The organism is Geobacter sp. AOG2 (assembly GCF_019972295.1).
In the GTDB taxonomy this organism is placed as follows: domain Bacteria; phylum Desulfobacterota; class Desulfuromonadia; order Geobacterales; family Pseudopelobacteraceae; genus Oryzomonas.
The window spans coordinates 1703448-1725463 of record NZ_BLJA01000001.1 but is presented as its reverse complement, the minus strand read 5'-3'; the positions used below and the strand labels follow the sequence as shown (position 1 = coordinate 1725463).

At 55.2% G+C, this 22016-nt stretch carries 19 protein-coding genes, 1 other RNA gene, 1 pseudogene and 1 riboswitch; of the genes and pseudogenes, 4 read left to right on the top strand and 17 right to left on the bottom strand.

What is annotated here, in order from left to right:
- Positions 1 to 9: 9 nt before the first annotated feature.
- The gene (locus LDN12_RS07785; protein WP_223922100.1) at positions 10 to 2079 is read left to right on the top strand and encodes a fused MFS/spermidine synthase; all 2070 of its coding nucleotides are present in this window, start codon (positions 10 to 12) and stop codon (positions 2077 to 2079) included.
- Between the two features lie 4 nt (positions 2080 to 2083).
- Here LDN12_RS07785 and LDN12_RS07780 read toward each other — a convergent pair whose 3' ends face one another.
- Together LDN12_RS07780 and LDN12_RS07775 are read right to left on the bottom strand one after the other, a co-directional pair.
- Positions 2084 to 2323 carry a 4Fe-4S binding protein gene (locus tag LDN12_RS07780; RefSeq protein ID WP_223922099.1) on the bottom strand — a complete coding sequence of 80 codons (240 nt, stop codon included), beginning with the start codon at positions 2321 to 2323 and terminating at the stop codon, positions 2084 to 2086.
- Positions 2324 to 2532: 209 nt separating this feature from the next.
- Positions 2533 to 3603, bottom strand: coding sequence for a branched-chain amino acid aminotransferase (locus LDN12_RS07775; RefSeq protein ID WP_223922098.1), 1071 nt, complete (start codon positions 3601 to 3603; stop codon positions 2533 to 2535).
- 240 nt (positions 3604 to 3843) lie between these two features.
- Between LDN12_RS07775 and LDN12_RS07770 the strand changes: the two genes are divergently transcribed.
- Positions 3844 to 4611 (top strand): formylglycine-generating enzyme family protein, encoded by a 768-nt coding sequence (locus LDN12_RS07770; protein WP_223922097.1) that lies wholly within the window; start codon positions 3844 to 3846, stop codon positions 4609 to 4611.
- Positions 4612 to 4666: 55 nt separating this feature from the next.
- On the opposite strand, the gene LDN12_RS07765 is transcribed toward LDN12_RS07770, so the two are convergent.
- From LDN12_RS07765 to smpB, 8 genes are all read right to left on the bottom strand, one after another.
- A complete protein-coding gene (locus LDN12_RS07765; protein WP_223922096.1) occupies positions 4667 to 5239 on the bottom strand; it encodes a DUF2269 family protein in 573 nt (190 codons plus the stop codon).
- 72 nt (positions 5240 to 5311) lie between these two features.
- A complete protein-coding gene (locus LDN12_RS07760) occupies positions 5312 to 7132 on the bottom strand; it encodes a transporter substrate-binding domain-containing protein (RefSeq protein ID WP_223922095.1) in 1821 nt (606 codons plus the stop codon).
- A gap of 241 nt (positions 7133 to 7373) precedes the next feature.
- On the bottom strand, positions 7374 to 8069 hold the full coding sequence (locus tag LDN12_RS07755; protein WP_223922094.1) for a VIT1/CCC1 transporter family protein: 696 nt from the start codon (positions 8067 to 8069) through the stop codon (positions 7374 to 7376).
- Between the two features lie 108 nt (positions 8070 to 8177).
- Positions 8178 to 8651: a DUF2127 domain-containing protein gene (locus tag LDN12_RS07750; protein WP_223922093.1), complete on the bottom strand. Its 474-nt coding sequence runs from the start codon at positions 8649 to 8651 to the stop codon at positions 8178 to 8180.
- A 113-nt stretch (positions 8652 to 8764) separates the two neighbouring features.
- Positions 8765 to 8956: a hypothetical protein gene (locus tag LDN12_RS07745; protein WP_223922092.1), complete on the bottom strand. Its 192-nt coding sequence runs from the start codon at positions 8954 to 8956 to the stop codon at positions 8765 to 8767.
- A 256-nt stretch (positions 8957 to 9212) separates the two neighbouring features.
- Positions 9213 to 9419 carry a hypothetical protein gene (locus tag LDN12_RS07740; RefSeq protein WP_223922091.1) on the bottom strand — a complete coding sequence of 69 codons (207 nt, stop codon included), beginning with the start codon at positions 9417 to 9419 and terminating at the stop codon, positions 9213 to 9215.
- 1130 nt (positions 9420 to 10549) lie between these two features.
- Positions 10550 to 10904, bottom strand: a transfer-messenger RNA (tmRNA) gene (gene ssrA / locus LDN12_RS07735).
- A gap of 45 nt (positions 10905 to 10949) precedes the next feature.
- A complete protein-coding gene (smpB, locus tag LDN12_RS07730) occupies positions 10950 to 11408 on the bottom strand; it encodes an SsrA-binding protein SmpB (RefSeq protein ID WP_223922090.1) in 459 nt (152 codons plus the stop codon).
- Positions 11409 to 11547: 139 nt separating this feature from the next.
- A riboswitch (M-box (ykoK) riboswitch) is annotated at positions 11548 to 11714 on the top strand.
- Positions 11715 to 11780: 66 nt separating this feature from the next.
- Here smpB and LDN12_RS07725 point away from each other — a divergent pair.
- Entirely contained in the window at positions 11781 to 13040 is a 1260-nt protein-coding gene (locus tag LDN12_RS07725; RefSeq protein WP_223922089.1) for a magnesium transporter MgtE N-terminal domain-containing protein, read from the top strand.
- A gap of 7 nt (positions 13041 to 13047) precedes the next feature.
- A complete protein-coding gene (locus LDN12_RS07720) occupies positions 13048 to 14346 on the top strand; it encodes an Nramp family divalent metal transporter (RefSeq protein ID WP_223922088.1) in 1299 nt (432 codons plus the stop codon).
- 82 nt (positions 14347 to 14428) lie between these two features.
- Here LDN12_RS07720 and LDN12_RS07715 read toward each other — a convergent pair whose 3' ends face one another.
- The 7 genes and pseudogenes from LDN12_RS07715 to LDN12_RS07685 all read right to left on the bottom strand — a co-directional run bounded on the left by LDN12_RS07715 (position 14429) and on the right by LDN12_RS07685 (position 22006).
- Positions 14429 to 14968 carry a DUF4124 domain-containing protein gene (locus LDN12_RS07715; RefSeq protein ID WP_223922087.1) on the bottom strand — a complete coding sequence of 180 codons (540 nt, stop codon included), beginning with the start codon at positions 14966 to 14968 and terminating at the stop codon, positions 14429 to 14431.
- A 19-nt stretch (positions 14969 to 14987) separates the two neighbouring features.
- Positions 14988 to 15335 (bottom strand): histidine triad nucleotide-binding protein, encoded by a 348-nt coding sequence (locus tag LDN12_RS07710; protein ID WP_223924043.1) that lies wholly within the window; start codon positions 15333 to 15335, stop codon positions 14988 to 14990.
- A gap of 21 nt (positions 15336 to 15356) precedes the next feature.
- Positions 15357 to 16082: pseudogene (locus tag LDN12_RS07705) on the bottom strand (TlyA family RNA methyltransferase); the annotation flags it as partial.
- The gene (gene pyrE / locus LDN12_RS07700) at positions 16082 to 16630 is read right to left on the bottom strand and encodes an orotate phosphoribosyltransferase (protein WP_223922086.1); all 549 of its coding nucleotides are present in this window, start codon (positions 16628 to 16630) and stop codon (positions 16082 to 16084) included. The pseudogene LDN12_RS07705 and the gene pyrE, both read right to left, overlap by 1 nt.
- A complete protein-coding gene (gene purF, locus LDN12_RS07695; protein ID WP_223922085.1) occupies positions 16623 to 18050 on the bottom strand; it encodes an amidophosphoribosyltransferase in 1428 nt (475 codons plus the stop codon). Before purF ends, pyrE begins: the two co-directional genes overlap by 8 nt.
- A 136-nt stretch (positions 18051 to 18186) precedes the next feature.
- On the bottom strand, positions 18187 to 19014 hold the full coding sequence (locus LDN12_RS07690; protein ID WP_223922084.1) for a phosphoribosylformylglycinamidine synthase subunit PurQ: 828 nt from the start codon (positions 19012 to 19014) through the stop codon (positions 18187 to 18189).
- A 1-nt stretch (position 19015) separates the two neighbouring features.
- Positions 19016 to 22006 carry a phosphoribosylformylglycinamidine synthase subunit PurS gene (locus LDN12_RS07685; RefSeq protein ID WP_223922083.1) on the bottom strand — a complete coding sequence of 997 codons (2991 nt, stop codon included), beginning with the start codon at positions 22004 to 22006 and terminating at the stop codon, positions 19016 to 19018.
- Positions 22007 to 22016 lie beyond the last annotated feature (10 nt).

Genomic DNA, 22016 nt, shown 5'->3' with positions numbered 1-22016 from the left:
GAGGAACCGGTGCCCCTGCATACCATCACGATCTTTCTCGGCTCATTCCTCCTGTTCCAACTCCAGCCGCTTGTCGGCCGCTCTATCCTGCCATGGTTCGGCGGCGGGCCAGCCGTCTGGGCGACATGCATGGTCTTTTTCCAGGTTGGGCTTCTGGCCGGCTACTCCTATGCCCACGCCATCTCGCCCCTGAGCCGAACGCGGCAGGCCTGCCTCCATGGGGGGCTATTGATCGCTTCACTCCTCTTATTGCCGGTTTCCCCTGCCGCGGACATCTGGAAACCTGCTCAGGGGAGCCCCCCCATTCCGGCCATACTTTCGCTCCTGGCGACCACTATCGGGTTGCCGTATCTCGCACTCTGCGCCTCAGCACCTCTTGTCCAACACTGGTTCCTGCACGATTTTCCTAAGCGTTCACCCTACCGGCTCTACTCCCTCTCCAACATTGCGTCTTTGTTGGCCCTTGCAAGTTACCCGTTCGTCATCGAACCCCTGATTTCCCTCCGGCATCAGGCCGTTGTCTGGAGTTGGGGATTCGGCCTCTACTGCCTGTCCTGCGCCGCCTGCGGCCTACGGCCGGTACTATCCGGCAAACCAAGCACAGCCATGTTCTCTGATAACGGTTCGGCAGACCAGGAGTGCAACGCGAACACACCAGCGCTCTCAACCGGCGATCTGATGTTCTGGTTGCTGCTCTCCGCCTGCGGCTCTGCGCTGCTATTGACAACGACGAACCAGCTCTGCCAGGAGGTGGCGGTAATCCCCTTTCTCTGGGTCGCCCCCCTTGCCCTCTACCTGCTCAGCTTCGTCATTTGTTTTCGCAACGACCACGGTTATGACCGCCTCCTGTGGGGCATTCTTCTGCCCGGCTTTCTGGTCCCCGCCTGTTCGGTCTTTATCCTGGGCGCAAGAGTGGCGTTACCGCTGCAGATCATTGTCTATCTTGCTGCGCTATTCGCCGGTTGCATGGTCTGCCACGGCGAATTGGTACGCTCTCGCCCCCACCCGGCACGCCTGACCGCCTTTTACCTGACCATGTCCGCAGGCGGGGCACTGGGCGGCATGTTTGTCGCCTTGGCCGCCCCGGCCTTCTTCAACGACTTTTGGGAATATCCGGTCATCTGGTGGGTCACTTGTCTCTCCATTGTTGCAGCCTGGCGCAGAAACGGCCTTTTCAAGGTTGCCCCGAGCTGGTTGAAGCCGGCAATAGGCTGCGGCATCGCTGTGCTCGTTCTTACCACGTTGCGTCCGCTGCTCAATTACAGATCCTATACCGACACGGTGACCCGCAATTTTTACGGGGTTCTGCGAGTGGTAAAACATCTTGAGAGTTCCGGCGAGATGCGAACCTTGATGCACGGAGCCATCACCCACGGCATCCAGTTTGTGGACCCCGGGAAGCGCCGACTCGCCACATCGTACTACGGCCCCGAGAGTGGCGTCGGGCTCGCCCTGCTCCTTCATCCGCGCCGCGTAAACCATCTGCCGTTACGGGTCGGCATTATTGGTCTCGGGACCGGCTCCATCGCGGTGTATGGACTTCCGGGCGATCTCTTCCGGTTCTATGAGATCAACCCGGCAGTCATCGACATCGCCCGGGAACACTTTTCCTACCTTTCCGATTCCGCCGCCAGAATCGAGACGGTCACCGGCGACGCACGCTTGATGCTGGAAGCGGAGCTTGTCTCGGGCCGGCAACAACAATTCGACGTCTTGGTTGTTGATGCCTTCAGCAGCGACGCCATCCCGATCCATCTCCTGACCAGGGAATGTTTCGCGGTGTATGATCGCCATCTGCGCCCGGACGGCATCATCGCCATCAACGCCACCAACCGATTCCTCAATCTGGTTCCCCTGATCGGAGCCGTGGGAAGGCGGGAGGGCTTCCGGGTAACACCCGTCAGCTCACCGGCAAACAGTCAAAACGGCACCTTTAAGGCGGACTGGGTACTGCTCACCAGAAACGCCCAATTTATAAGCAACGATACGGTGCGCAACAGACTCGCTCCAGTTCCACCAGTGGCAGTACGGCCTTGGACGGATGACTATGCCAGCCTGTGGCCCCTGATAAAGTTTTAGAAGGTTAAGGGGGTGTAGCGGTGAGCGCACCTATGGGGCAACTTTCGATACAGGCGCCGCAACGGGTGCAGTGTTCTATGGACGTGATGAGAGCAGCCTTGCGGTATCCCCGTTGCTCAAGGGTTATCAGACGCAGCAGGCAGGCGGCCACGCAACGGCCGCAACCGGAGCAACGCTCGACGTCAACATGAATTGGTACCGACGTGGAGCAATCTAAGACAGGCCCAGATCGAGCTGTTTCCATGTGAATTCGGACTTCTGAGTGATACGGCTGAAAGGATAGTAGCGGGGACACTTGGCAACAACGGCATTTGCTGCCTGTTTGCATGTGCGGCGGCATGAACCGCACAACCGATTGGGGGATGCCTGTTTTTTTCCCTTGCTCCCTTGGGACATGGTTACCCTCTTAGTCCGGGAGAGCGGTGACATCCCGCTCCCCCGGCTCATTCATTTTCAGGCGACAAAACGTACCCATCCGAACGTATCGGCGATCTTGCCGGTCTGAATGCCGGTCAGGGTATCGTACAGTTTCTGGGTCAGACTGCCCACCCCCTGCCCCACCGTGACGCATTCATCCTTGTAGCAGAGCTTACCGACCGGTGTGATCACCGCCGCAGTTCCACTGCCAAAGGCTTCAGTGATCTTGCCGCTCTTGAAATCAGCCATCAATTCGTTTACGTCGATGGGGCGTTCTTCCACCGTGCATCCCATGCTCGTGGCAAGTTTAAGCACCGAGTCGCGGGTAACGCCAGCGAGGATCGAGCCGCTCAGAGGGGCGGTGACGATGTGATTGCCGTAAACGAAAAACATGTTCATGGCCCCCACTTCCTCAATGTAACGCCGCTCACGGCCGTCCAGCCAGAGCACCTGATCGTACCCTTTTTTCTTGGCCTCCAGCCCAGCTTTGAGCGAACTTGCATAATTGCCGCCGGTCTTGGCCTCCCCGGTACCACCAGGAGTGGCGCGAACGTACTTGTCTTCCACCAGGATACTGACCGGGTTAAAGCCCGCCGCATAATAAGCACCCACCGGAGAGAGAATAACGTAGAAGTAGTAGTGGTCGGATGTTTTCACACCCAATACCGGTTCCACGGCAATCAAAGCAGGCCGGATGTAGAGTGAGGTCCCCGGCGCGGTGGGAATCCAGTCACGCTCCAGGGAAACCAGCTTTTCGATACCGGCCAGGAAAAGATCCTCGGGAACCTCCGGCATGCATAGGCGGTCCGCCGAACTTTGAAAGCGTCGGGCGTTCATCTCGGGGCGAAACAGCGCGATTCTGCCATCCTCCCATTTGTAGGCCTTGAGTCCTTCAAAAATCTCCTGCGCATAGTGGAGCACAAGGCAGGCCGGATCGAGCATGAACGGTTCGTACGGCTTGACGCGGGCGTCGTGCCACCCCTTGTCCACACTCCATTCGACCAAAAACATCCGGTCGGTAAATATTTTGCCAAAACCCAAGTGCGACTCGTCCTTGAACTTTGCCTTCATTTTATCGGCAGACAACGGTACTACTGATATCTCCATGAGGAGCCTCCTGAAACGATTCCATGACCATGTCATAGGGGTGATTTGTCTAGAAACTATATCAATTTTCCATAGAGCTTTCAACCTCAGTTTTGATGGTGTAAAAAGGATAAAAATAAGGCATATTATGAGCCCGATTGGATCGGTTGCGTCGTGCGACCACCACCCGGCCGCGCCATTCAAGCCCATTGCTGCACCGGACAATAAATCACACTTTGAAGAAATAGAGGAGGCACTGTCATGAAGAGACTGTCGCTCGTCGCAGCCTGTATCTGCTTTTTGCCGCTGTTCGCTGCATCCACGTCCTTTGGAGAGGTTGTCAAGGAATATACTGATTCCGTCACCGGCATCCGTTTTGCTCATGTCGGCGGAGGCTGTTTCAAGATGGGTGATACCTTTGGCGATGGCGCCAACAACGAGAAACCCCCTCACGATGTCTGCGTCTCCGACTTCAGCATCGCAAAAACGGAAACCACTCAGGCACAATGGAAAAAGGTGATGGGCGACAATCCGGCTTTCTTCAAAAGCTGCGGCGACGATTGCCCGGTGGAGAACGTAAGTTGGAGTGACGTACAGGCATTCATCGGTAAGCTCAACAAAATGAGCGGCCAAGAGTATCGTCTACCCACCGAGGCCGAGTGGGAGTATGCCTGCCGTAGCGGCGGCAAAAGTGAGAAATTCTGCGGCGGCAACGATGTGGAGGCAGTGGCATGGTATTTCAGCACTGCGGGTGACCGTCCCCAACGTGTGGGAAGGAAGCGCCCAAACGGACTGGGAATCTATGATATGAGTGGCAATCTCTGGGAGTGGGTCAACGATTGGTATGACGAGAAATTCTCCAGCATCAAGGAGAATCCTCAGGGGCCGTCAGCAGGCTCGAACCGTATCATCCGGGGTGGTGGTTGGTTCATGCTCCCTAAAAATGTCCGGGCGTCGGTGCGTAGCTCCCTGCCACCAGAGGTGCATACCTATGATGTGGGGTTTCGCCTGGTCCTTCCGTCCCCATAAGCCAGCCTCCGTTGCAGGGCGGCAGAACAGCAGATGCCTCTCGTATCCCGTGCGGTCAGTCACTGGGGCACGAGAGCGGCTTCTCAGACTTTTTGTAACCAAAACGTTCCCGGCAATGGATACAATTCTTATAGCCGGTGCAGGGTTTCAAAAGTGAAATGAGAATAAGGTAGAGCAGCATGATCTCCTGGACCACCAGGCTGATATGGTTCAGGTAGTAGGTACGATAATAGCCGGGTATGGTAAAGACCATGAATTGGTTGATCCTGCAGATGATCTCCAACTCCTTCAACCACGGGGCGAGCCAGATGAGACCGAATGCCACGGCAACCAGGCTACTCAACCATTTCTTGATTACCCAGCGACAGGCGAAGAGTTGCAGGTTGTTACTGAAACAGAGAAAAACCCCGCTCAGAATGCTGACAATCACAGCGGGACCGATCAGGTAGTTGTCCAGATAGTGAATTCCCAGGTTAAAGGCGTTTAGTTCCTCGCTGCTGCCGGATTCATGATTCAGATACAGCAAAACCCCAATACAAACGACAGCCCCAAACCAGACGCAGGATGAAATGATATGCGCAAACTTGAGTACGATACTGACGGTATCGTATTCCTGAAGTACCCGCATAGTTTAGTACCTCCCGCTCAATACGCCTCGTATCACCTGAAACACTATAATCCGATATAAACGAATTGCACATCATGTATACACACCCCTTTCCGCGCAGCCGCACGACAGCAGCTCAATCCTGAACTCCGCTCCATCCGGCACATTTCGGGCGATCAATCTCCCCCCCATGTTCTTCTCCGCGATTACCTTCGACATGTAAAGGCCGATACCGGTGCCTTTACCAGGCTCCTTGGTGGTAAAATAGGGATCAAATACCTTGGGAAGCACGGCAGCATCTATGCCTCCGGCGTTATCTGTTATGGTTACCGTCGCAAGTTCGTTATCATGGAAGGCATGAATTATCACGCATGGGTCGGGAATCTTCCGCTCCAGCAATACATCCTTTGCATTATTGATGATATTGATCAGCATCTGGGAATATTCATTGGGGTATCCCAAAATGCAGACGTCCGACTCTTCATTGAATGTGATAGTGATGCCGCAGCTTCGAAGGGCCGGCGACATGAATTTGACTGTTTTTGCAATAACCTCGTTAACGACGAACTCCTTCTTTTCTTTATCCGGCTTAAAAAAATAGCGGAAATCATCGATCGTATTCGACATGAACTGAATGATGTCCATAGCTACCCGAACCTCATAATTCAGGACATCCTGACTAAGTTCACCATTTTCGGACATTTCCTGCAAATTCTGAATGATCAGGCCCACGTTATTGAGTGGTTGGCGCCACTGGTGCGATATATTGCTGATCATTTCGCCCATTGCGGCAAAACGTCCCTGCTGGATAAGCATCTGGTCCTTCTCACGGATTTCCCTCAACGTCGTAGCTATACGATCTTCCAGCGAGCGATTGATTTCTTCAAGCTGCTGTTGCTTGACTGCCAGCTTCACCTCTGCCAGATGCCGCTCGGCAATCTCTTCCTCCAACAATACCGCCTGTTCCTGAAGCGTCTTTTGAGCTTTTTCCAACCCGGCCATGCTCTCTGTAAGCTGCGCGTTGAGGCGTTTGATCGAATAATACCGCCAACCTCCCATGGACATGATCGCCACGACAAGCGTTGCAGCTATGGCAACGACAACTCGTCGGGCATTCCAGTACGGTTCCGGTGTGCCCCACCACTTCCGGTACAATGCCTGATATTCAGGCGAGCCGACAAATCCCGCGATAGCCTTGTTAAGGCGGGCCGTAAGGGCCGGATCCCCTTTACGTACCGCTATGGCCCGTTTCCCATCAATGACCGGTTCGCCGACCATCTTGATTTTGTCTCTCACGCCGGCCTCATTGGCAAGCTTCATCAGGTTTGGTGTCGCCGTCAGTGCGGCGTCTATCTGGCCCGAGAGAAGTTCGAATATCAGGGAATGCAGGTTGGAATATGTAGTGACTGTGACCTTGGGAATGTTTTTCAGATAGTGTTCCCCGACACTTTCCTTGATCACGCCGATCTTTATGCCTGGAACAATGCGTTGAAAACGCGACTCATGGCTGCGAACAGTCAAATAGATCGGTACCGCTTCAATGGGTTTCGTAAAGGTAAAAAGCTTGCTCCTCGCATCGTCAACAATGAGATTCGGTATCACGTCGGCCTGGCCGCTCAGAACCAGATGTTCGACATCATCCCAGTGCTGTCCGAAGACATAGACGACCTTCAAACCGGCTCTGCGGGCAATTTCATTCAAGATATCAACAGCAAAACCGACCGGTTTTCCGCTCTGGCGATCACGGGAATAGGTTGGCGGAAAGTCGGGAGGGATGGCGGCAACGATAGTGTCTGCAACGGTAGGCGAAGGAACAGCTTCTTCCGCACAAACGACGGATGGCATACAGACCGTCGTTGTCATAAGGAGGGCCCATTTTACAATTGCTTTTATCCAACTCACTATCGCCTGCATGAATGTATCCTCAAGAAAGCGGCTCCAAGCCTATGCTTCTCAAGTTTTATACCTCGTGGTCGCCGGATTGCAAGAGTCATTAAAATACTGCTAATGAAGTAATGCCGCCGGGTAGGATTACTTACGTGGGCATCCTGCTGTCAGCCGCAAAGACAGATACAGCAGGTGGAGATAATGAAAAAAACAGACACTATAACGTCACGGGAAACCGTGTGCCGGAGACCTGCACAACTCCTAACTATTAGCCAATGAGTTTTGCTATACCAAAAGCGGCCGCTGCCGCAATCCCCCCAACCAGGACGGTTTGCCAGGCACTCCGTACCGGACGGCTGGTGGTGAAGCGACCTTTGACAAAGCCAAACACGAATAAGGCAAGCAGTGTAACAATCATGGAACCGACCAAAGCGGCATGCACGGAGCGCAGGAAAAAATAGGGGGCCAGCGGTACCAACCCACCGGCCACGTACGAAAGAGCAATGGTCAGAGCGCTGCTTCGAGCCCGGCGGGGATCCGGCTCCTCAAGCCCCAATTCGAATTTCATCATGAAGTCCACCCAACGCGTGCGGTCCGAACGGATGGCGCCCACAACGGTCGTCACTGTCTCCTCCGAAAGCCCGTAATTTCGAAAAACCTGGGCGACCTCTTCCGCCTCGCTCTCAGGGACTTCATACGTCTCGCGTTCTTCCCGGGCCAATTCGGCAATAAAATGTTCCGCATCGGTTTTAGCCGCCAGATATCCGCCCAGGCCCATCGCAATCGCGCCCGCCGCTATCTCCGCGAGACCGGCAATGATAATGAGCCCGGTGGAATCAACAGCTCCCGACAATCCGGCGGCGAGCGCGAACGGGACCGTTAAACCGTCGGACATGCCGATAACAACATCCCGAACCGTATCCGATGCGGTAAAATGCTTTTCGTTATGAGCGGTTACTGGCATGAGTCACCTGCAATCATTCTGGACATAACCGTCGCATCCCTGCTTCAAACCGCAAAGTGTCCTCGCAACAACCAGATGAATGAGGGGAGTTTTGTCTGGAAAGAAAAGTCATTTCCGTTTTGCCGGCAGCAGAATAAAGGCCAGATACCCCACAACTCCCAGGTTAACAATCAGTATACTCACCTTGGGCCACGTTACTCCACGCATGACCTCGAACAGTTCGACGGGGATGTACATCCCCCCTGTCAGCAGCCCGAACCATTCCGCCCACGACATCCGTTTCCACAGCCCGTACGCTTCCACAAAGCGCACGATGGCATAGCCTAATGCAGAAAGAGCGAGCCCCCAGAGCTGTAGATCCGTAACACGCTGAGCCGCATCGATAAAAATTCGCGGATAGTGGCGGGCCGGATTGATATGCAGGTGTTGGACAAGTTGCTCGGCAACATGATGGAGGTCTTTGTGGATAAGCGCCAGTATCCCGAAACCGGTCAAAAGAACAATGGTTCCTTTAGCCCCTTCTAAAAGCGCTACGACACGAAGCCCTTTAAATTGTCCGAATGTCTTGGCATTTTTACGCATATTTTTAGGTGATTAGCTTATACAAATAGGGTGGCAACGGCGTTGCTGGCCCTCAAAAAAAGAGAAAACCGGGGAAATCCCGGTTTCAGCCATAACCCCGCAAGATATTTTCGTCATGGGCGGCGCTTGGTGTTCAGCCTACTCTGTTTCTGTTCCCTCAGCAACTGCTGCCAAAACTTCGTCATCGCAGCCTCACAACGTTCCTTGTCGGAGATCCGCAGTCTCTGGGTACACACAACCGTACCATCTACATTGATGATGCGTTCCAGAGTGTTGTCGTTAACCCATATAATCGTGTTTTGCATCATGCCCCTCCCAGGTGAGGGTTCCCACGGTAGTCCTCCCGATCTTTCTTAAAAAAATAATACAAAAATACGATTAGTCAAATGGCGTATACGCTTCTTCTCAGCAGATAACAACATTCAACTGCCGACTCCCGATAACGGCACGGCCACGTTCTCAAGTCACGCCTGCCGCCATGCAAAAAAACGAAAGCCCGCTACAGATAAAGAAATCCGCAGTGGGCGTTGCTGACTACATCCAACGGCCGTCAGCCGGTGATTATATCGCCGAATTTGCCTCATTCAGCTCATAGGGATCGTGTGTTGTATCATTGGAGCTTATTTCGTCTTTCAGGTTTTTGATCACATCATAGGCCTTCAGGATCAGTGAGCCGACATCGGGCGATTGGCGGGCCTCGTAGGCACGCTTCAGCGTGTCGAGCGCGGAATCAGCCAATACTGCAGAAGTGGTGTACGAGCCAGGCATGGGGTTTTCCTCCATTCGACGATAAAAATAACCACCTATCGGTTATGACGTTTCAATTTGATTCCATCGCAGACAACAGTAAAGCCCGCTCATATCTAGCGGGCTTCCGTACGACATTGTACCACCCTGGATGCCGTCAACACACCTGACAGCACAACCAATATATTACGTACGCCTATCAAGGTTAAACTTTGAATGCACCCCAAAACATGCTGCAATCAGTCGCGTGGGAACCGGTGAATATTTAACGCCTATATTATCTGGAAATCAAGCTTTTCCTGTTTGGCCTTACCCTCTTCCCGCAACATTTACTTTGAAGGTATTGTTGTCAAACATAAATATGGACGGTGCGCGTAAACCGTGCTAAAAATGCCAACGATATTATTGGATTTATATAATTATACACGACTCATTCATATCAAACTTTCGCCTTGATATACTTTATTCGCCAAAGTAGGCAAAGGGCAAAAAATGACTATTAATCAATTTATGGAACTAATCCGACATATTGAGGAAGACCATAATTTCTTTAATCGGAAACCGGGACAACGGGTGGTGAAATCCGTAACTCCTTACATTGACATGCGCAGCGCCGGCAGGGTGATTACGGTGGATTTGCAGGGATATGGGTGGGAGAATGTCTTCGATTCCAGAAAAGGCCATGACGAGACGCCTTCTTCGATGTTTAATTCTATTATGACCTTTCTGGATACGTCCGATGAGGGTTCCTGAGAGGCCGGCTTGCTCCGGCGGCATTGATTGCGGAATCAAGGACAGCATATTTCGGCTTTACCTTCGATCCCGGCCACCACTGGTACGACTTCGCCAATATTTTTTCTACAAGCTCTGCACAAAACCCCGTTACCGGTCTTCGGTGGCGGGGCTTTGTATTAATTGTGAACAGGTACAGAGGAACGGAACCAATTACGGTAGAAAGCTCCGTTTTGGTGGTATCCACTTCACGGTTTGGTGGTATTTGTGCTCGGCCCCAATCAATATACCCCCATAAATACCTCCAAAAATGCTGGCTTTAAGCATATCAAAGCGGACTTTGCCGGACAACACAAAAAGAAAAGCCCCTGATTTCTCAAGGGCTTTTGGTCTTGTCCGAACCATGCCGGACTATTAATTGGTGGAGGCGCCGGGAGTCGAACCCGGGTCCGAAGAACCTACAGTCTGAATTACTACACCGTTAGTCCTTTGCTCAATTTAACCGGCAGAATACGCCTAGGACAAAGCATCCTGCCAGCGGTCCCGTAAAGTTTCAGGTTGCGCTACGGGCGTTGCGCATCCCAATCCGATAGTGAATGACGTCCCCTTCTTACCATCGGCATCTGGGTCGGGGACGCCTGTTAAGCTGCGAGAGCTACAGGAGTGTTGTAATTGTCGGCAATTAATGCCGGTGCAGGTTTATTAAGGTCGGCCACCTGCCCCGACCCGGTGCAACCCAGATTTTCACTTCCCCGTCGAAACCTTTACGCCCCCCTTTGAAAATCTCCTACCAATTTTTCAGCGGCGTTATCCGCGCCGTTACGCCCTGTTTCTCGACTTCAGGGCTTGGGACATTTCGCGTTGCGTGTCCTTCTTCTTCAAGTCTTCACGTTTATCGTACAGTTTCTTACCTTTGGCAAGACCAATCTCCACCTTCACCAAGCCATCCTTGAAATAGAGCCTGAGCGGTATGACCGAATAGCCCTGCTCCCTGACCCTGCCGTAAAGCCGGGTGATCTCCTTGCGGTGCAGGAGCAGTTTGCGCTGGCGATCCGGTTGGTGGTTCGCGCGGTTGCCGAAGTCATAGGGCGCGATATGCAGGTTGTGCAGAAAGGCCTCACCTTCGCGAATCAGCATGAAGGAGTCGGTCAGGTTGACGTTGCCGCACCGTAGCGATTTTACCTCGGTCCCCTGAAGCACCACCCCGGCTTCCAGCTTTTCCTCGATAAAATATTCATGGTAGGCCTTCTTGTTGTTGCAGATCAGTTTCTCACCCATGGTGTCAATCATAGCAAAATCAACGATGAAAGGGAAATCATATCCTGTGTCACGAAACGGTAATTATTCCGTAACGTCTTTTTCACCGTGAGGAGGCTTTTGCGTGTTGACAAACAATTTTCTTTTGGATTATATGATTAAAGTTCCTCGTTAGCAGAGGCGTTTGCACAAACACAGGCTACTGCCCAAAAATGTCGAAAGACGCCAATGGGTAGACCAGGTATTGTCGGCCTAAGGCTTTACCTAAGGTAGCTGGTTTATCAACCTACGTTGTGCACTGCCGAAAGTCAACCAGTGGGGAAATGGTTTCTTTGCGCGCGCCAAAGGCCCTTTCTCCGAAAGGGCCTTTTTTTATTTCGCGAGGTTGCCATCATGAACACGGAATATAGCGAAATATACCTAAGCGCCGTCATTGGCCGTTCGGTAATCAACAGCAAGGGCGAAGAGCTCGGCATTCTCCGTGACCTCATCATGGTGCCGGGCGAGGTCTTTCCCGAGGTTTCGCACATTGTGATCAAGGGGCACAAGGGCAAGATGTCGCTCCCCTGGAACGAGGTATCACTGTTTACCCATGTGGTGATCTCGGCGTCCGGGATCACCCCGCCCGGCCTGTGCGCCTACGACTACCGCGAGGCGGAGATCCTGGTGCGCCGCGACCTTCTGGACAAGCAGATCGTGGACGTGGACGGAGCCAAGGTGGTGCGCGTCAACGATATCAAACTGGGCAAGCTCCACGACAAGCTGTGCATATTTAGCGTGGACATCGGCTTTCGCGGACTGCTGCGCCGTTTGGGATACGAACGGTTCGGCGAGAGTATGGCGCGGCTGATCAAAAAGGACATCCCCCATACCGAGATCAGTTGGGAGTATGTCCAACCCTTGGAACCCCACTCGTCCAAACTGGCCCTGAATATTGCCCGCAATCAGATGAACGAGATCCATCCGGCCGACCTTGCGGACATCATCGAGCAGATCCCGATCAAAAACATCAGGACGGTGCTGGACAGCATCGATGCCGAGACCACCGGTGATACACTTTACGAATTGGAACCGGAGATGCGCAGCGTGGTCATCAGCCAGATGGACGCGGAGCATGCCTCGGACATCCTTGAAGAGATGTCCCCGGATGATGCCGCCGACGTTCTCTCCGACCTGTCGGAAGAAACGGCCCAGCAACTATTAGAACTGATGGATGATGAGGAGAAGGAAGAGATTGAAGAGTTGTTGGAGCATGAGGACGATACGGCCGGCGGTTTCATGACCAGCGAATTCCTCACCCTGCCCCTGAACCATACCGTGGGCGCGGCCATCGCGGATGTGCGCCGTCTGGCAGGGGAGATCGAAAATATTAACTATGCCTATCTCCTGGACGACGACGAACACTTGGAAGGCACCCTCAGCATTCAGGAGTTGCTTGCCTCCCGGGATGACGAGCTTGTCGTTGATATCATGGAAGACAACATAAAAAGCGTAAACGTAGGCGACGACCCGGAGGAGATTTTGGAGACCCTTACCCGGTACGACCTGACGGCGGTGCCGGTGCTTGACGAGGAACAGCGCATGGTGGGGATCGTCACCGTTGATGATGTCCTTGCACACTATCTGCCTCGCCTGGTGAAGAAGAGAGGTTAGAGACGTAATGTTCACCGGTATATCCTTATTCAGGTTCCTCAAGCCGCTTAAAAGCGTGAATCCCCGGAACATCATGCTGTTTCTGGCGATTCTTGGGCCGGGTATCATCACCGCCAATGTGGACAACGATGCCGGCGGCATCACGACCTACTCCCTGGCCGGTGCCAACTACGGCAACGACCTGCTCTGGACCATGCTTCCCACCACGGTGGCCCTGGTGGTGATTCAGGAGATGTGCGCCCGCATGGGCGCCGTTACCGGCAAAGGGCTTGCAGATCTGATCCGCGAGTCGTTCGGGGTCAAGGTAACCTTCTATGTGATGATCGCTCTGCTCTTGACCAATATGGGCAACTCCATCTCCGAATTCGCCGGCATCGCAGCCAGCCTCGAAATATTCGGCATCAGCAAGTATGCCTCAGTTCCCATCAGCGCCCTTGTGGTCTGGCTGCTCATTGTCAAGGGATCGTACAAGACTGTGGAGAAGGTCTTCCTGGTGGCCTGCATGGTCTACGTCGCCTATCCCATCGCCGCTTTCATGGCCGGCCCCAAATGGGACATAATCCTTAAGGCCAGTATTACCCCGACGTTTCGATCCGACAGCGCCTTCACCATGACCATGGTCGGCCTTGTCGGAACCACCATTGCCCCGTGGATGCAGTTTTACCAGCAGTCGGCCGTAGTGGAGAAGGGGATCACCGCCGAACAGTATGCCTTTACGCGCCTGGATGTCATCTTTGGCTGCATCATGGCTATTGTGGTCGCTTTTTTTATCGTGGTGGCCTGCGCCGCCACCATCAATGTCCAGGGCTTGAAGGTTGAAACCGCCACCGACGCGGCCCTTGCGCTCAAGCCGCTTGTGGGCAGACACGCATCCACGTTGTTCGCCTTTGGCCTCTTCAATGCGTCGTTGTTTGCAGCCTGTATCCTGCCGCTCTCCACGGCCTTTTATATCTGTGAGGGCATGGGGTGGGAGTCGGGCGTTGACAAGGATTTCGAACGGGCCCCCCAATTTTTCTGGCTCTTTACCATCATCATCATCATAAGCGCCGGTCTGATCCTGATCCCCAGGGCGCCACTTCTCCAGATCATGTTTCTTTCCCAGGTCGTAAACGGGGCGGTGTTACCATTCATTCTGATCTTCATGCAGATCCTGGTGAACGACCGCAAACTCATGGGAAAATTTGTCAATGGCCCCATATTCAACACGATTGCTTGGCTGACGGTTGTGATTATGATCGTGATGACCCTCGTCATGACCATGGACATGGCCGTACCCGGTGCTATTAAGAACCTGCTGGCCTTCTAGCCGCATAATCTGCCCCATGATAAAAGGCCCGCCGAAATATCCGACGGGCCTTTATGGGTCTTCAGTTTTTGTGCGATTGCCGCTATTTTCTCAACTCCGCTGGCAGACCGACTTTGTTTGCGGCGTCATTCAGGTCGTTGTACGACTTGATGGCTTCATTATACCGTTTTTGCGTTTCCCTGAACTCCTGAGGCAACCCCCACATACGTTCCTGTGATATCCCCACAGGATTTTTGATAAGGCCCTCCAACTGCGTAAGCTCACGTTCCAACCGTTTGTATTCCGCTTCGCGGGCCTTGAACTCCTGCTGCCAAACCTCAGCCTTTTTTCCTCCGTACAATCCATTTGCGGAATCGGCTCCAGCAGTACCGGGATTACCAATCACTGATGTTGAAGGCCGCACCGGCTGCTGCCCCCCCCCATCCTTCGCAGTGTCGGCTGCTGCCGGCGCAGCATCCATATCCCCCAGCTTGCGAACCTTCCTGCGGTACTGTTTCGGTATGCTGGAATAATCGTCGCTGAAGTTGACGGTGCCGCTCTTATCGGTCCAGGTATAGGTCTCGGCCTTCACCGGCAACGACCAGAGGAGCGTCAGCGCCAAAACCGATATAATACGTTTCATGTTGTTATGTCCCCTTCTCTTACCCGGGAGGCCAAGTGAAATCGCGCCCAGCCAAAAGATGAAAGTGGATGTGGAAGACCGATTGCCCGGCCCCCTCACCGTTGTTCTGAACTATCCGAAATCCGCGTTCATCAAAACCCTTCTGGCGGGCAAGCTCCCCGGCGATTCGAAACAGGTGACCAACCCGCGAAGCGTCCCCTTCGGCCATATCAAGGCAGTTGGAAAAATGGCGTTTCGGGATCAGCAACAGGTGCAGGGGGGCCTTGGGAGCAATATCCTCGATTGCCACCATGAACTCGTCTTCATACACCTTGGTTGCCGGAATATCACCGTCGATAATTTTGCAAAACAGGCATTGCTGCTCCATATTCATATCCTCCGGTAGCGCTAACAATATCAGAAACTCCCGGTTGCCGTCCGCGCCCAGAATGGGAGAATCGCACACCCCGCACACCCGGATACCCAACTCCGTCGCAGCCTGCCGGACTCCGGCGACAGCCTTTTCATGCGCAGCCGGGTCACGGACGATCCCCCCCTTCCCCACCTCGCCCCGACCCACTTCGAACTGCGGTTTGATCAGGGCAATGATGCGGCCGCCTGGCCTGACAAGCCCGGCCACGGCCGGCAGGACCTTACCTAGGGAGATAAAGGAGGCATCGATGACCGCCAGTGCCGGGACCTCATCGAGCCGGTCCGGGGCAAGATAACGGACATTGGTCTTCTCAAGGTTGATGACCCTGGAATCCTGACGCAGTTTCCAAGCCAACTGGCCGTAGCCCACGTCCACGGCAAAAACTTTGCGCGCTCCAGACTGCAACAGACAGTCGGTGAAGCCGCCGGTGGATGCCCCCACATCTATGGCAACCAGACCGCCGACATCGACGCCGAATTCATCCAGCGCCTTCCTGAGCTTGAGACCACCCCGGCCCACATAGGGGAGAACCTCCCCCTTGATGCGGATCTCGGCATCCGCGCTTACCTGCTGCCCGGCCTTGTCGGCTGCATGATCTCCCACCACCACCTGGCCGGCCATGATGAGAGCCTGGGCCTTTTCACGAGAAGGGGCCAGGCCGCGGGTGACCATCAGCTTATCAAGGCGATCTTTTACCACCATTAAGCGACGAGTTCAGACCTTGTGAAAATGGTTTTCAACCAGAAACCTTCGGCCTCAATATTTTCCCGGCCGCCCTCCTCGCGGTCAACCAGGGTGACGATGCCCAGTACCTTCAGCCCTTCCTCTTCCGCCCGGCGTACGGCCTTCATGGAGGAACCGCCGGTGGTGACCACGTCCTCGACAATAACCACACCGGTCCCGGGGGGCAGATTCTTGCGCCCCTCCAGCCACTGGCCGGTACCGTGCCCCTTGGGCTCCTTGCGGATGATGAAGGCATGCATTCTTTTACCGTCCAGATGGGCGGCGATCGAGGTGGCTGTGGCTATGGGGTCGGCCCCTAGGGTGATGCCGCCTACCGCTTCAACACCTTCCACATCCTTGATCGCCTCGTAGAAAAGTTTGCCCACCAGAAAGCCGCCTTCCGCGTGCAAGGTGGTCTGCTTGCCGTCGAAGTAGAAATCGCTCTGCCGGCCCGAAGCCAAGGTCACAAGCCGTTTTTCATAGGACAGTTCCAGGATGATCTTTTTCAGTTGTTCACGGTCATTCATGCTCGCTGTACTCCTCTTCGAAAAGTCCCATCTGCGGCTTTAAGGCCGGCCGGGGGAATGCAACCGGGTAAGTTCCGGCAAAACATGCCTTGCAAAAACCGGTATTTCCCATACCGACCGAATTGACCAATCCCTCTTCGGACAGATAACCCAATGAGTCTGCGGTGATATAACGACAAATTTCGTCGTTTGTGTGGGAAGAGGAGATCAGTTCTTTGCGGTTAGGGGTATCGATACCGTAGTAGCAGGGATAGCTGGTGGGGGGAGAAGAGATGCGCATGTGCACCTCCTTGGCCCCGGCATTGCGCACCATCTTGACGATCTTGCGGGATGTGGTGCCGCGCACGATGGAGTCGTCAATGACCACGACACGTTTACCCTTAAGGATTTCCCGTACCGGGTTGAGTTTGATCTTAACTCCGAAATGGCGGATTGCCTGGGCCGGTTCGATAAAGGTCCGTCCTACATAATGGTTGCGGATCAGGGCCATCTCGAAGCGGATTCCGGACTCTTCGGCGTATCCCATGGCGGCCGGAACACCGGAATCGGGTACCGGAATGACGATGTCGGCATCGACGGCGTGTTCGCGGGCCAACTGCCGCCCCAATTCCTTGCGGGCCAGATAGACGTTCTTGCCGAATATATAGGAGTCGGGCCGGGCAAAATAGACGAATTCGAAGATACAGGGGGTCGGTTCGACCTTCTTGAAGGGAAACAGGGACTTCATGTTGCCGTCCCTGGTGCAGACAATCATCTCGCCCGGTTCGATTTCCCTTACGAACTCGGCCTCAATCAGGTCCAGGGCGCAGCTCTCAGAGGCCACGACCCAGGCATCACCCAGCCTGCCCAGGCAGAGGGGGCGAAAACCGTTGGGGTCGCGTACAGCAATCATGCGGCTCTCGGTCAAGAACAACAAACAGTAGGCGCCCTTGATACGATTGAGGGCATCCACGATGCGGTCCACCAAGGAATTGGTGTGGGAGATTGCCAGCAGGTGAATGATGATCTCCGTGTCCATGGTGGTCTGGAAGATGGAGCCGTAGGCTTCCAGCTCGGCCTTAAGCAGTTGGGCGTTCACCAGGTTGCCGTTGTGGGCCACGGCTATGGAGCCCCGGGAGTAGTCCACCATGATCGGCTGCACATTCTTCTCAACCGAGGCGCCGGCGGTGGAGTAGCGCACATGGCCGATGGCTGATTTTCCAGGCAGTTTCTTGAAAACCTCTTGATTGCCGAACACATCGGCTACCAACCCCATGCGCTTGTGGGCGTGCAGGGTCGTGCCGTCCGATGATACGATGCCGCAGCTTTCCTGCCCGCGATGCTGGAGAGCATACAGCCCCAGATACGTCAGGTTGGATGCCTCGGAATGATTGTAGACGCCGAAAACGCCGCATTCTTCGTGTGGCTTGGTGAAATCCATGGATTAAGGCTCCTTAAGCTTGAAACAGCGCATCGCCACAAAGACACCGAGACTAAGAGAAATGCAGGAGAAAACCAAAAGTATTTTTGCAAAATATTTTCTCTGTGTCTCAGTTACTCTGTGGCTGATTTTGAGTTTATACAAGATTTCCCCTCACATACTCCGCAGCGTTGCGGTACAGCTTCAACCCATCACCCTCTTCCGGCAGCTCTTCCCGGGTCCAACGGGGGTGTTGGGTGTAATGCACAAAGGCCTCGGGATGAGGCATGAGCCCCATCAAGCGGCCGGTCGGGTCACAAAGGCCGGCAATGGCGTTTTGAGCCCCATTGGGATTCAGCGGAAACTCCATGGTCGCAGCCCCGTAATCCGGTCCGGAGTATTTCAGCACCGCCAAGTGTTCCCGCTCGATACGCTCCAGGGTCGCAGCCGAATCGCAGAGAAACTTTCCCTCGCCGTGGCGCATAGGCAGGTAGATACCCTGTTCAATCCCTTGGGTAAAGACGCTGGGCGATGCGGGATCAGCCTTCAGGTACACCCAGCGATCCTGAAAGCGGCCGCAGTCGTTAAAAGTCAGGGTCGTGCGCTGGGTCAGAAAATCGCCGTCAAAACCGGGCAGCATGCCCATTTTGACCATCAGTTGGAAGCCGTTGCAGACCCCCAGGATCAGCTTGCCGGCAGCGATGAAGCGGGTGAACTGTTCCACCAACTTCTCGCCCGTACCGGCGACACCGGCATGTTTCAGGCGGTTGGCCTGGGCCTTGGCGCTCCCCAGGTCGTCGCCGTCCAGAAAACCGCCGGTCAGGTTAAGGAAATGGAAGTCGTCCAGACTGATCTCGCCGGAGAGGATCTCGGCGATATGGGCGATGACCGCCTCGTCGAAGCCCCCCAGGCGGCAGGCATGAGCCGCCTCGGTCTCGCAGTTGGTGCCGTTTCCGGTGATGACGATGGCACGGGTTTTTTTCATGTCACAGCTCCCTTAATGTCTTCTGCCAGGCTTCCTTCAACACCGCCAGCTCGGCGCGTACCACGGCAGTGCCGTTCAGTCCGGCAATGGCAAGCTCCGGCTCCGCGGTCACCACGCCGATGGAGGCGAAGCAGTTGCCGCTCATAACCGACTCGAACTCGTCCCGCTTCTCGGGATGGACCGTCACCAGGTGGCGCGACGCCGATTCGGCGAAGAGCAGCGCCGCATCGGATTTGCCCGCCGCGTCGCCCTTCCAGAGCGCCCGGGAGAGATCCAGACTCATGCCGTACCCCCCGGCAAAGGCCGATTCTGCCGCCGCCACAGCCAGGCCGCCGTCGGAAAGATCGTGACAGGAGGCCACCAGCCCTTGCGTGACCGCCTGGTGGTAGGCCTGGTACCGCTTGTACGCCCGGTTGGTGTCCACCAGGGGCACCTTGTTGCCGACGGCGCCCCTGAGGGCGAAATACTCCGAGCCGCCCAGTTCGTCGCCTGTCTTGCCCAGCAGATACACGATGTCTCCGGGCCGTTTGACGTCCATGGTGACAGCCTTGCGGGCATCCTCGATCTTGCCGATCACCGAGAAGAGCAGGGTCGGCGGAATCGAAATTTTGGTGGAGCCATCGTAAAAGTCGTTCTTCATGGAATCCTTGCCCGAAATCAGCGGCAGATTATAGGCCATGCAAATGTCGTACAGCGCCTGGTTGGAGCGCACCAATTGAGCCATCTTGTAGGGGCCGTCCGGGGTTTTCTCCGACAGGACCGGATCGCACCAGCAGAAGTTATCCAGGCCGGCCACCAAATCGAGGGAACCGCCCACTGCCACATAGTTGCGCAATGCCTCGTCGATGGCGTTGGCGGTCATGTGGTAGGTATCGATGTCGGAATAGCGGGGGCAGATGCCGTGGGCCGTCACCACACCTTCAAAGGAATCCAGAATCGGCCGCACCACGGCTGCGTCGGAGGGGCCGTCGTTGGTAACGCCGCCAAACGGCTTGACCACCGAGCCGCCCTGAACCTCGTGATCGTACCGCCGCACCACTGATTCCTTGGAGCAGATATTGAGGGACGACAAGAGGGCCGCCAGATCGTCGGAGTAATCCCCCTTGACCTCTACTACCGGCTCCGCATGCCGGGGCGGCACCCATTTGGCGGGCAGTTGCATGGGGGGCAGTCCCTCGTGCATGAACGCCATAGGCAACCAGGCCACGGTGCGGCCGTCGTAGAGGACGTGGAACACGCCGCTGTCGGTGAACTCGCCCAGAACCGTGGCCTCCACGCCGAAACGTTTGGCCATGCCCATGAACTCTTCGATCCGTTCCGGCGGCACCGCCAGGGACATGCGTTCCTGGGCTTCGGAGATGAGAATTTCCCACGGATTGAGACCGGGATACTTGAGGGGCGCCTTAGCCAGGTCCATCCGGCAGCCGCCACATTCGCCGGCCATCTCTCCCACCGAGGAAGAGAGCCCCCCGGCACCGTTGTCGGTAATGAAACGATAGAGCGCCTTGTCCCGCGCACGGATCAGGAAGTCGAACATGCGCTTCTGGGTGATGGGATCGCCGATCTGCACCGCCGTAACCGGCGAGTTCTCGTTCAACTCCTCGGACGAAAAGGTCGCGCCGTGAATTCCATCCTTGCCGATACGGCCGCCGGTCATCACGATCAGGTCGCCCGGATGGATGGATTTTTCATGGCTCGGCTGACCGTTGATTTCGCGCGGCATTATCCCGGCTGTACCGCAGAACACCAGAGGTTTGCCGGCAAAACGCTCGTCAAAGACCAGCGAACCGTTGACCGTGGGGATGCCGCTCTTGTTGCCGCCATGCTCGACGCCCTCCACTACCCCTTCGTAAATGCGCCGGGGATGGAGCAGGCGCGCGGGTAACGGTTTTTCATAAAACGGGTCGGCGAAACAGAAAACATCGGTATTGAAGATCAGTTTGGCCCCCTGCCCCGTGCCGAAGGGGTCGCGGTTGACTCCCACAATGCCGGTCAACGCCCCGCCGTAGGGGTCCAGGGCCGACGGCGAATTGTGGGTCTCCACCTTGAAGACCAGCGACTGTTGGTCGTTGAACTTGATGACCCCGGCATTATCCTTGAACACCGACAGGCAGAAGTCCCTGTCACCCAAATTTGCGCGCACATCCTTGGTGGTACGCTGGATGAACGACTTGAACAGGGATTTGATCTCCTGTTTGTTGCCCTCTTCGTCCTCGTACTGCACCGTGCCCGAAAATATCTTGTGCTTACAGTGCTCGGACCAAGTCTGGGCCAGGCACTCCAATTCCACATCGGTTGGGTTAGCGCCCAAACCTACGGTGGTGCGCTTCGCTATGACCAGCGGATCGCGGTAGTGGGCCTGGATGATCCGCATTTCTTCCAGGGTCAGGGCCAGTACCCCTTCTTTGCTGATGCGCAACAAATCCTCGTCGGAAACGTTCAGATCAATCTCGCGCACCTCAGCCTTAACCTCGGCCAGCACCTTGGGAACCGTCGGCGAAAACCCGCGCCGGGCCATGAAATCGGCCGCCGAGAGCACGCTATAACGCTGGATAAGGGTATTGCACAAGAGACCGGTGGCGATGCCTTCCACGTCGGACAGCTCAAAGGTCCCCTTCAGCAGGTATTGCACCGAATAGTAGACCCCCTCGCCGGCGGCAAAGGGACGGCCGGTCAGATATTCGACGGCTTCCCGGGCGGTGCGCCCCACGTTGTCGGTCACGCCGGGACGGAAGCCGACCTCCACGGCAAAATCGAAACCGGCCGCCAAGGGCCGTTCGATACTCCACTCCTGGATAACCGGGTCGCTGAACGGGCCAGCCGCAGTCTGATGGAGTTCTTCCTGCGTAAGAGGGGCATCCACGGTATAGACGTCAATGGTACGGACCTCGTTCACCTGCAAGTGCAGGAAATGCTCGATTTCCCGTTTGATCCGCTCTCCGCGGGCGTCGCGGACACCCTCCTTCAGGGCCACTTCGATTCTGTATGCCATGTCAATTGGT